The following is an 11,662-nucleotide window of genomic DNA, read 5'->3' as shown; positions in this document are numbered from 1 at the left end:
ATTCATTGTGCTTGCCTATTAAGCAAGAAATATTCTATGACAAGAGACTAATAAAAGCTTTTATATTTGTGTCGATTCTTTGTTTGTCCTATTCGAGTGTTCAAGGTCAAGCAACAAAAAATAAAGTGCAAACAAGTGAGCCTGTAAAAAAAGTTGTCTCTTCTGAAGTAGCTCTTCTATGGGGAAAAATGGCTTTGACAACGATGAAAAATACACCCGGAGGTTCGCCTACTTATGGCTCACGTTCTTTGGGGTATTTAGGTTTAACCATGTATGAATGTGTAGTGGCAGGGGCAGTTGGGAAAAATTCATTAGCAGGGAAATTACAAGGATTAAATAACTTACCTAAACCTACAATTGGGCAGACTTACAATTGGGTATTATCACTAAATGCAGGGCAAGCCTTTCTTTTGAAACAATTATATCAACAATCTGCTAAGAAAAACATTAATGCAATAGATTCTTTAGAGACTGCTATTTATAACAATGAGCTTAAAACAACTGATGAAAAAGTAGCTGAACGTTCAAAAGCTTTTGGTTTATCTGTGGCTCAGGCAATTTTCGAATGGTCGAAATCAGACGGAGGTCATGAAGGATATAAAAGGAATTTTGATACATCTTATAAAGTGCCTGTAGGTAAAGGCTTATGGAAAGCGCCCGTTAAAGGGCAATCAAAGATTCCTCTTCCTTTACATCCATATTGGGGCAAAAACAGAACCTTTGCACCATTAAATGGCGTATTGCCAATTCCAACAATGATTGGTTACGACTATAGGCCTGATTCAAAATACTATGCTTATATGTATGAGGTTTATATGAAACGGAAGACATTGACGCAGGAGGAAAAAGAAATAGCCAACTGGTGGGGAGACGACCCTTCGGAAACATTTTCGCCACCCGGACATTCATATAACATTGCTAATTTTGCTGTACAAGGGGCAAAACCAGATTTATTTAAAGCGGCTGAAACGTATGCTAGAGTTGGAATGGGTGTGGCTGATTCATTTATTAATTGTTGGAAAACAAAATATATTTATAATGCTCAACGGCCATATTCTTTTATTTATTTCAACATTGATACCCTTTGGGATTTATATTGGCCTGAACCCCCTTTCCCAGCTTATTATTCTGGGCATGCTGTTCAAAGTGCATCAACGGCCACTATTTTGACAGATTTATATGGACCAAATTTTAGTTTCGTTGATGATTCGCACGTAGGAAGACCTAGAGATGCAGAGAGGAATACAGACTATAAAGCAAGAAGTTTTAAATCCTTTTGGGCTGCCGCCGAAGAATCTGCTATGTCGCGTTTATATGGAGGAATTCATACCCGACAAGATAATGAAGTCGGTTTAGCAGAAGGTAAAAAGGTAGGAAAGAATATCAATTCATTACCTTGGAATAAAGTTCAAAAATAAGCTTAATCTAATTTGATAAATATATTACTTGAAAAAATACAAATATAAAATGATGAACAATTTTAAATTATGGCTAAGTAAAGTCAATCAGACTTTATTCGACCTTTTCTTACCGATAACCAAGGTAGGCGTATTTTTCCAACAAAACATTCATCGTAATATTGTGATAAAACCTTTACTTTCTTATGAGAGAATACAATCCTCTCGTTTTCCAAACAACATCACTTCATTGGTAATATTGTTGTGTTCGATGCTCTCTTCTTTTTATTTAAAAGCTCAGAATGCACCTCTCGGATGTGATAAATACTACATGATTGTTAGTGAATTGCCAAATGCTACACAGGGTAGTCGTTCAGAGATATACCCTTTTGGTGGAACTGGTGCAGGGCCAGTGGGTTGTTCAATTAGCGGAGGTGGAGAAGGTATCGTAGTAGACCCGACTAAAAACGTAGCCTATATCGCTACCTGCTGTTTTAGATCAGAAATTTTAGTGTATGATTTAGCCAAAGGAGCCTACTTGGCACCTATACCAGTGCCAGGACAAGATTTACTAGATGTGGTATTGTCTACAGATAGAAAATATTTGTATGTAACTAGCTATCAAGGTGTATCAAAGGTTAGTACAACTACAAACACAGTAGTAGGTATTTATAGCACTAACCGTTTAACAAATAAAGATGTGGGATTGTGGGGTGTAGCTGTTAATCCTGCAAACGGGAGAGTATTTGTAGCTACAAACTATTTTTCAGGAGGTGGTTTAAGTACAATTGAATCTGTAGATTCAAGCTATGCAGGGCCTTCGTCATTGTTTACTACTGCTCCAAGTGGATATAACTATCGTGGTTTAAATTTTGGTGCGGATGGTACTCTTTGGGCAGTTGCCTCAGGAACTACGGGTCCAGACAAACTATTCCATTATAATGGAACAACTGGGGCTTTGATTGCTTCATTCGATTTTATAACTCCTTCTATCACTGGAACAGTAGGAGATGTAGAGGCGTACGATTTAGCTTTTGGACCTGATGGTAATTTATATATTACTACATTTTATGGTGACTGTGTATCAAAATTTAATGTTACGACTAACACATTTACGACTGAGATTGCTTATCAACCTGGGGAACAAGGTAAATCTATTGCCTTCGTATGTGGTAACTTAAAATGTGCTGGTTGTGATGCACCTACTGTCCTTGCAAATGATATTAGCTTTACGCTTGGAACTTGTACGGGGTTTGTGCCTAACAACAACGGTACTGCTACTATTTCTAACCTTGTTTATAATGCATCAAAGGTTATTGAAGCTAGTATTAAAGAAGGCGAAACTTTTGGTACAACACCAATTTTTGGCGCAGGGGCTAACCAAACGTTAAGTGTTGGACAAACATCATTTACATTTACTGGTTTAAAGCCGGGAACTAAATATACTGTTCGTATTTGGTCGGGTAGCGATGCTTGTTACAACGATGTGACATTTAAAACATTAGATTTTAGTTCGAAGGTAACAACGTCAAGCGGGTCGGTTCTTTGTAATCCTGGTATTGGCACCTTGAATGCTACTTGTCCAGTTGGTTTAATCCCACAATGGTATAATTCGGCAACTTCAACAACTGTGTTGGGTACGGGGAATACTTTTATTTTTAATGCTACCTCAACCATTTCATTCTTTGTGGGTTGTAAAGCAAATGATAATCATTGTGGAGTGGCAACGGCTAATAGAACACAATTGACAATTTCTGTGAGTAGCACTCCAGCTGCTCCATTACCAGCGACGGTGGCAGGAGGATTAATATGTGGTGCTGGAAGCCTTGATTTAAAAGCTACTTGTGCACCTAGTTATACCCCTATTTGGTATGATTCACAAAGTTCAGTAGTTATCTTAGGAGGAGGTAGTCCGTTCACTGTACCAGTCACTGCATCAAAAACATATTTTGTTGCTTGTAAAGATTTAGTGAGTGGTTGTGAATCGCCAGCAGGTAGTAGAACACCAGTTGTCGCTACATTTAGCCCTATTCCTGACCCTGTGATATCAACTTCGACTTCACCAGTTTGTGCAGGTACAAATGTTATTCTTTCGGTTACGCCAGCTACTTCTACGTATGTTTGGACGGGTCCTAATGGTTTTACTTCTTCTATTCAAAGTCCACAGCTTAATAATGTTCAAGTTAGCCAAGGTGGAATTTATAGTGTAGAAGTAAGCAATGGACTATGCTCTAATACTACGATGATTAATTTAGTTGTTTTTGATAGGGCACTGGGTATTACTGCCACGTCTACCAATTCAACTTGTGACCAAGACCTTGTAAAAAATGATGGAACGATAAAGCTTACTGGATTTAGTACAAATTTGAGATATGATATTAGTGCAGGTGCAACTTATACAGGAGGAAAACTATATGCTACTTCGACGGCTATACCAACTGACGGAGTGTTAAGGTCTGATGTGCCAAATCCAACAACGGTTGTTCAGCAATATACCGTGCGAGTATTTAATGCAAATGATTGTTTTTCAGACCATACTGTAACCATCCAAAAAGTAACTTGTGACTGCGGTGTTGCTAGATGTATCCCATATACCATCAGCAAAACCAAAACCGCTGTTAAAAAAGATTTGATTCGTACAGTAGACTAATCATAAAATAATATTTTCACAAAAGGCTAGATTCAATCATCTGAATCTAGCCTTTTGTGTTTTAAACAAGTATTGTATGTGCGAGCCAAACTAAAATACCTTGCAAAAGCATAGTTCCATCTAAAATACCATAATGATAAAAAGTAAGATTTTGGATAGATTTAATGTTTAAAAAAAAGATAGTGCTGATTCCAGAAATGATAAAGGCAGGAAGGATAAACTGAAAAGGTGCATTTGAGTAATGAAAACAACTAATCAACAAGAAAGAAATCATTAAGAAATTGGCTATTCCTAATGATTTTTTGCTACCGATAAAATTCGGAATAGTAGTTAATCCCGACTGAATATCGGCATGGATATCTCTAATGTCAAAGGGAATAGTGATGGCAAAAACAAACAAAAACCGCTCGATAAGCATAATGCTAACGTGCTGTGAATCAAAATGTCTTCCTGATTGAATGATGGGTAATAATATAGTAGTTGCTGACCAGACTATTGATATAAGAAATATTTTTAGGAAAGGTATTTCCCTTAATCGGAAAAGGTATTTTTGATTTTTGAATATCGGTAATGAATAAAAAAAAGTAATTAAAGCAAAAGGAGCTAAGGTGATTAAAACCTCTTTTTTAGCAAGTAATACGGCAATTAAAAATCCTATTACAGAAAATACTACTAAGGCATAAAAGAGGTTTAAGTATTCTTTCAGCCATTTGTGTTTATCATCATTTAAAGCCTCTTTATTGGTCAGTAAAGTAACAAGGCGGTGTAAATTGTAATCAAATAAGGTAGCAAAAAAGATAATGAACAAATAAGGGTGCCACTGGGGAGCCATCCCCAATTGCAATTGAGTTTCTACCGTTAGTGCTACTGCCGCCAACGAAATGTAAATATTGGAGTTTATTAAGAAATTAAAAATCTTCAATGTTTTGAAAATTATCGGCGTTTTAATAAAACGATTATAAAGTTAATAATCCAAAATTCTGGAGATTATTGACAGGCTTATTGAACCAAAATAATTCAAAATCTTCTAGCCCATACGCTTCGTAATGTGTTTTTACTTCTTGAAACGTATAAACTTTTGGATTAGAAACAGAAATCAATGGTAATATTTCAACTAGCCATTCCCCTTGCTTTTGTTCGACAGCAATATTAAAGCTTTCCTTTTTATCATGAAAAGATAAACTAGCCAGATTCAAGAGCCTACCTTTTTGATTTTTAGTGATATACTTAATCGTTGGTTTTGTGCCTAGCCAAACAATTTTACTACTAGGTTTTAAAGAAACCTCCTCCTCTTGATTGACGGCATGCTCAATATAATTTTTGGGTATTTTGGTTTTAGGTATTTTAAAATCAAACCACTGACTAAGGTTTAAGTCAAAACCAATACCATGCATAAAATTGAACAGAGATTTTTTCAATCCGTCGCTAAATAGGCTGTGGTCTGTGCCAGTAGGGTCAATATGAAAAATATCGTTATTGGCAAAACTACCAATTTTAGCACTCTCTTTCTGAACCTTGAATTGTTCTGGATACATTCCGACAGGGCTATGAGCCGTCATAGCAAATTGATGCCAAAAGCCAGATTGTAAAATGCCCAATTCAAACATCTGACGTACCATTTCTAGTGAGTCAATGGTTTCTTGTGCCGTCTGAGTAGGGAATCCGTACATCAAATATGAATGCACCATAATGCCTGCTTCGGTAAAATTACGAGTTACTCTGGCAACTTGGGCTACTGTCACACCTTTTTGAATCAATGCTAGTAATCTATCAGAGGCTACTTCTAAACCACCCGAAACGGCTATACAACCAGATGCTTTTAACAATAGACATAAATCGGCTGTAAAGCTTTTCTCAAAACGTATATTTGTCCACCAAGTAACGGTCAGTTTTCGCCTGATAATCTCTAAAGCCAAAGAACGCATCAGGGCAGGAGGGGCGGCTTCATCGACAAAGTGAAAACCATTTTGTCCTGTCTGAGCCATCATTTCCTCCATTCTATCACAGAGTATTTTGGCAGAGATTGGTTCGTAAAGCTTGATATAATCCAGTGAAATATCGCAGAAAGTACATTTACCCCAATAGCAACCATGTGCCATCGTGAGTTTATTCCATCTGCCATCACTCCACATTCGGTGCATAGGATTAACAATTTCTATGACTGAAATGTATTTATCTAAAGGTAAATCAGCATAGTCTGGCGTACCCACAGCCGACTGTTTGTAATCATGTGTATGGCTATTATTAATATATTTTACTTCACCATCTACTAAAGTAAAAGTCCTTTTTAAATCTTCTTGTTTTCGCTTGCCTTCTAAGTGTTCTATTAAATTATCCAAAGGTGCTTCACCGTCGTCTAAGGTAATAAAATCAAAAAACTCGAATACCCTTTTATCAGAAAGCGAACGTAATTCTGTATTCGGGAAACCTCCGCCCATGGCAATTTTTACTGATGGAAAATGTTTCTTAATCCATTGCCCACAACGAAAAGCACTGTATAAATTACCCGGAAAAGGTACTGTAATCGCTACCAAATTAGGATTAAAATCGACCATTCTAGTCGCTAAAATCTTAATCAGCAATTCATCTATGTAAGTGTATTCTTGCGATAATGCCTCATATAATTCATCAAAACTATTGGCAGAGCGACCTAACCGTTCGGCATAACGGCTAAAGCCAAAATGTGCATCAACGCATTCAACAATAATATCAGAAATATCTTCAAGGTAAAGTGTAGCAAAATGCTTTGCTTTATCTTGGGTTCCCATTGTTCCAAAAGCCCAATCTAGTTCTTCTAATTGAGCAAAGCGACTGGCTTCGGGCAAAAAATCTTCTTGGCAAATTAAATGAGATAAAGTAGGATTCTTTCCTTGTAAAAAAAGGATTACTGCATCAATAGTATGGATATAGTGATCTTTAAGAGCTATAATACGTTGAGAATTGTCTGATAATGGTAGTGTTTGACTTTCAATTTGGGCAAACAGATTCAATAACCCTTCTTTTGAAAAAAGGCTTAATATGACTTCAATTCCTAAATCAGCCTGATTAGAAATAATATGTTTAGTATTCAAAAAACCCTTTATATACGCGGTAGCTGGATACGGCGTATTCAATTGCGTAAAAGGAGGGGTTATTAAAAAAACTTTAGGATTGTTCAATGTTGAATAGTTTTTGAAAAATGACTAAAAGACTTTGGGACTTGAAGACTAAAAGTACAAGTAAATAATTTCAAAATATTTGTTTGTAAAGATTAACAGAGATAGGAAATCTTTTTCTTAAAGTCCTCCAGTCCTAAAGTCTACAAATCCATCAATATCATCTAGCCACTTCAATCTTATACTTCTTACCTTTCATTTTTTCATCACGAACGGTTTGTAATAATTCTTTTACCTTATCTTTTTTCACGGCAGCAAAAGAAGTAAAATCTTTTACTTCGATGAGCCCTAAATCACCTTTTTCTAATTTGCCTTTTTGAGAGAAAAACCCGACGATGTCAACCTTGTTGAGTTTGTTCTTCTTGCCTCCACTAATATAAATTGTCAGAAACTCAGGAGCTTGGGGTAGAGGGTTATTTTCTGGCACTTCTAATTCTTCTAAAGAATCATCTACATAGCTCGGACGATGTTCATTACGAGAGAAAATTAAATAGGCCGTACCTTCCGCATTCATACGTGCCGTTCTTCCGTTTCTATGAATAAACTCATGAGCCTGTAAGGGCAGATGATAATGAATTACGTGTTTCATCTCAGGAATATCCAAGCCTCTAGCCGCTAAGTCGGTCGTAACTAAATAACGAACACTACCATTTCTAAATTGAATCAAAGCACGCTCACGGTCGTCTTGGTCCATTCCACCATGATAAAAAATAGCATAAATCCCCATATCTTGGAGTAGCTCACAAGTACGTTCAGCGGCATCTCTATGATTTAAAAAAATCAAGGCAGATTCAGAATTAATTGAACAAAGGAGATTGAATAATGCATCAATTTTATCTTTTTGTTCTGAAATAACCACTTTCATTACTAAGCCCTCGGCTACTTTATCCTCTGGGATAAAATTCAATAAAGTAGGAGAAGAAACGCCTGTAAACTCAGGAATTTTGATGCCTTTAGTAGCCGATACCAATACTCTTTTATTGAGTTTTCGTAAACCACCAATGATAAAAGACATTTGCTCATGAAAGCCAAGGTCTAGCGATTTATCAAATTCATCTAATACTAACGTTTTGATACCGTCTAGGTTAAAAGACCTACGTGTTATATGGTCGGCAATTCGCCCAGGAGTACCAATTAATACTGCTGGCGGATTACTTAAATTTTTAATTTCAGTACCAACATCATGTCCGCCATAGCAAACATTTACTTTATAGCCCGTTGACATTTTCTTCCAAACCTGTTCGATTTGTAAAGCTAATTCACGTGATGGAGTAAGAATTAAACACTGTACAGAAGGAACATCAGGCTTTAATAATTGCAAAATAGGCATTAAAAAACCAATGGTTTTTCCAGAACCTGTAGGTGATATTAAAAGTACATTATTGTCTTCAACGATAGCTTTTTGAGCCGCTTCTTGCATCGGATTCAAAGCTTCAATCCCCAAGTTTTGAAGAATTTGTTGTGTTGTCTGATTGGTTTCCATACCACAAAGGTAAAACAAAATATCTGTTTAATTGGGCTTAGTGGATTATTGAAGATAAAGCTTAAAATAGCTTTTGAAGAACCAAGCAGTATCCTTTAAGGATTAAAGACAGGTAGAGCATCAAAATATTATTTGGTGAATAAATTACTCTAAGCAAAATGGTCACGAGCCACACGCCAAATAATTTTAGTTGGAACAGGCATAATTCCATTAGCTTGCTGTTGAATAGAAATATCTGCGATAATTTTCCAGTGTTTGGCTAAATCACGGTAGGCATTCCAAACTGTATTAGTGGGGTCATAGATATGTCCAGGTTCTGAGCTGACACCATTTAACTCCATAATTTTGATATTTTGTCCTTCGTATAAGTCTTCAATGGATTTTACTTTCATATCAAAACGACCGTAATGAAAGCCATCAATGGGTAAGGCAATTTTATCAAAAACTTGGTTAATTTTTTCATTAATCAAGAAGTTGTTATCTAAAAACTTTGTACCTCTACAATGGTTGCCAATTGGCTCTAGTAAACGTTTTTGTCCTGCTGGGATTACCTCTTTTATTTTTTCGCCCAAACGTATACGCATATTTTCTAATTGAAATCTGGCACGTGTATTTGCTTGCATCAATTCTTCAATGCTTGATTCACCATCTCCTGTTACTGAAAGAAATTCTTTTCGGGTAATAGAGCTTACTTGACCTTTGGGTTGGTTGGGATAACGATAATAGAGCACTCCTAATTCAATATCAAAAGTGATAAATTCTTGAATAATGAAATCTTCTTGAACAGATTGCAGGTATTTTTCAAGTGATGTAACATCAGCTATTTTTTCTACCTGCGACCCTCTTTCTCCTACGTTTGGCTTGCAAATGATGGGAAACTCAAGCTTATTTGCTATCAATTGTTGTTGAATACTGGCTAATGAAGTCCCTTTTGATACAAAGAAATAAGTAGGCAGAAATTCCGCAGGAATTTGGTTAAGAATCTCAATTTTGCTTTCACCAAAGAAACCCCCATAGTCAATACAAGGGTCGGCATTGGTAAAAAAAGTAAGCGAGCGAGTACGAGTAGCTTGGTAAAGCCAATAAGGGAGTAGTGGAATATAAAACATCCACCATGTCCAATATTCAAAATTCGTAAGTTTAATGAGCCAAAGGGGTAATTGTATTTTATTCATATCACAAACTTACGCATATTGTGGAAATGGTAGATGTCGGTAATCAGACAGTTTTGGTTTTTATGCAGCTATATGCTTTAGGCTATAAGCTGTAGGCTTTTTTTGCTTTTAGACTTCGGCTTTCAGATGTCGGATGTCAGCTTTCGGTTAAAGCTTAGCTATTTATTTTTAAGAGCAATCGCTAACACCCTAACTAATCACTAGAAAATAATCACTAACTCGAAACTCACTAACTAACAATTAAGAATAATCACTAACTCTCAACTTACTAACTAACAATTGGAAATAATCACTAATTCACAACTCGCTAACTAACAATTGAAAACAATCACTAATTCGCAACTCACTCAATCACTCAATAATTCACTGTCCTAAATGTTGAATTTTATCTCTTCGAGGAATTGTCAGAATTTGTTTTTGTCGCCCGTCGATATAATGTACTTTTCCATTGATAAAAATCCCTTGTTCCTCTAGCATTACTCTCACTTCTTTATTTCCCCATTCTGGAATTTTTACTTTAGCGTTTAGCTCTATGGCATAAGCAGTGTTTTCATTCAAAGGATATTCACCATTCCCCGGAACGCCCCCTTGCATATCCCACATACCAATAGTTGTTCCTGCTGCATGACCGTGATAGCCTACTGGGTGAGAATATATTTGAGCCACCAGACCATCTTGTTCTGCTTTGCGGAGGGATAATGCTAGAATTTGATTGCCTGTCATGCCCACTTTAAAGAAGCCCGTCATAATATCCTGTAAATGATTTCCAGCCACCAAAGCTTTTCTTAAATATTCAGGAAGTTCTACCTCTTCAGGACGTAATACATAAGCTAATTCTTGAACATCAGTATTCAACCGAAGATAAGTAATGCCAAAATCACAATGTAATAAATCTCCTGGCAGTATTACATCCTCCGCTGGGCGACGGTCGTAAGGCCAATTAGTTTTGTCAGGGTCGGGTCGCTGAACATCCACCGTTGGATGAAACCAAGTATCTAGTTTTAATTCGGCTACTCTTTCACGGAGATACCAAACTACATCTTCAGTAGTAGTAACTCCTGGAACGATTACTTTCTCAGAGAATGCCTCTGCTATAATTTGATGTGTAATGCGGTCAAGGGTTTCGTAAAGAGCTATCTCACGAGGCGTTCTGCTTTCTAGCCAACCAACAGCGAGTTTTTCACTAGAAACCAATTTGTCTTGACTTTTTTTGGATAGACTTTGTACCAAACCCTCATGTTCAGAATGTGATAAACCATCAGAATGTGCATATTGTTCTGAAACATCAATCGCAATTTTCTTAGGGTTTCGTTCCTCAATCAACGCAGAAAGACGTTTCCATTGATTAGGTTCTTCATCGGGTTTCCAAGCAGATTTAAAAATTGTCCCAACATTATAGCGAGCAACGGCCAAACATTCCAAGCCTTCTTTTTCACCTTTATCGTAAATTAACAAAATCGTTCTTCGGCGAGCATTCAGCCAAGTAGATGGCAACATCGTTTTAATAATAGGGTCTTCATTATATTCACGAGCAATGATTAACCACATATCAATACCTTGTTTTCGCATTAATGAAGGCAACAAGGTTTTAAAACGTTCTTCCAACAATTGGTCTTGCAAAACGGCTCTATCTTTTAACGCTAAAATTTTAGGAATATCCTGAGCAAAAAGGGAATGGATAGAAAAAAGTAAGGCAATAAAGGTAACGTATAGTTTGTTCATGATGAGGGATTTTGATGAAATTTGATTCTTATAAAAATAAGGGAATTTCATTAGAGAATCATCAAAGAATCTTTTTTTCC

7 protein-coding genes are annotated in these 11,662 nt (G+C 36.5%); 2 read left to right on the top strand and 5 right to left on the bottom strand.

Annotated features, from left to right (window positions below; genetic code table 11):
* Positions 1 to 125 precede the first annotated feature (125 nt).
* A complete protein-coding gene (locus tag AC07XN_RS04395; protein WP_309912081.1) occupies positions 126 to 1,418 on the top strand; it encodes a vanadium-dependent haloperoxidase in 1,293 nt (430 codons plus the stop codon).
* Between the two features lie 49 nt (positions 1,419 to 1,467).
* Positions 1,468 to 4,047, top strand: coding sequence for an Ig-like domain-containing protein (locus AC07XN_RS04390; RefSeq protein ID WP_494742158.1), 2,580 nt, complete (start codon positions 1,468 to 1,470; stop codon positions 4,045 to 4,047).
* Positions 4,048 to 4,108: 61 nt separating this feature from the next.
* On the opposite strand, the gene AC07XN_RS04385 is transcribed toward AC07XN_RS04390, so the two are convergent.
* From AC07XN_RS04385 to AC07XN_RS04365, 5 genes are all read right to left on the bottom strand, one after another.
* Positions 4,109 to 4,969, bottom strand: a complete 861-nt coding sequence (locus AC07XN_RS04385; RefSeq protein ID WP_494742157.1) for a UbiA family prenyltransferase — start codon at positions 4,967 to 4,969, stop codon at positions 4,109 to 4,111.
* 34 nt (positions 4,970 to 5,003) lie between these two features.
* Positions 5,004 to 7,205 carry a B12-binding domain-containing radical SAM protein gene (locus AC07XN_RS04380; protein WP_494742156.1) on the bottom strand — a complete coding sequence of 734 codons (2,202 nt, stop codon included), beginning with the start codon at positions 7,203 to 7,205 and terminating at the stop codon, positions 5,004 to 5,006.
* 157 nt (positions 7,206 to 7,362) lie between these two features.
* A complete protein-coding gene (locus AC07XN_RS04375) occupies positions 7,363 to 8,685 on the bottom strand; it encodes a DEAD/DEAH box helicase (RefSeq protein ID WP_494742155.1) in 1,323 nt (440 codons plus the stop codon).
* Positions 8,686 to 8,834: 149 nt separating this feature from the next.
* The gene (locus AC07XN_RS04370) at positions 8,835 to 9,860 is read right to left on the bottom strand and encodes an ATP-grasp domain-containing protein (protein ID WP_494742154.1); all 1,026 of its coding nucleotides are present in this window, start codon (positions 9,858 to 9,860) and stop codon (positions 8,835 to 8,837) included.
* A 363-nt stretch (positions 9,861 to 10,223) separates the two neighbouring features.
* Positions 10,224 to 11,582 carry a M24 family metallopeptidase gene (locus AC07XN_RS04365; protein WP_494742153.1) on the bottom strand — a complete coding sequence of 453 codons (1,359 nt, stop codon included), beginning with the start codon at positions 11,580 to 11,582 and terminating at the stop codon, positions 10,224 to 10,226.
* Positions 11,583 to 11,662 lie beyond the last annotated feature (80 nt).

This window comes from Arcicella sp. GW458-12-2-14-TSB2, assembly GCF_059423785.1.
This window is presented reverse-complemented; position numbering and strand designations above follow the sequence as displayed.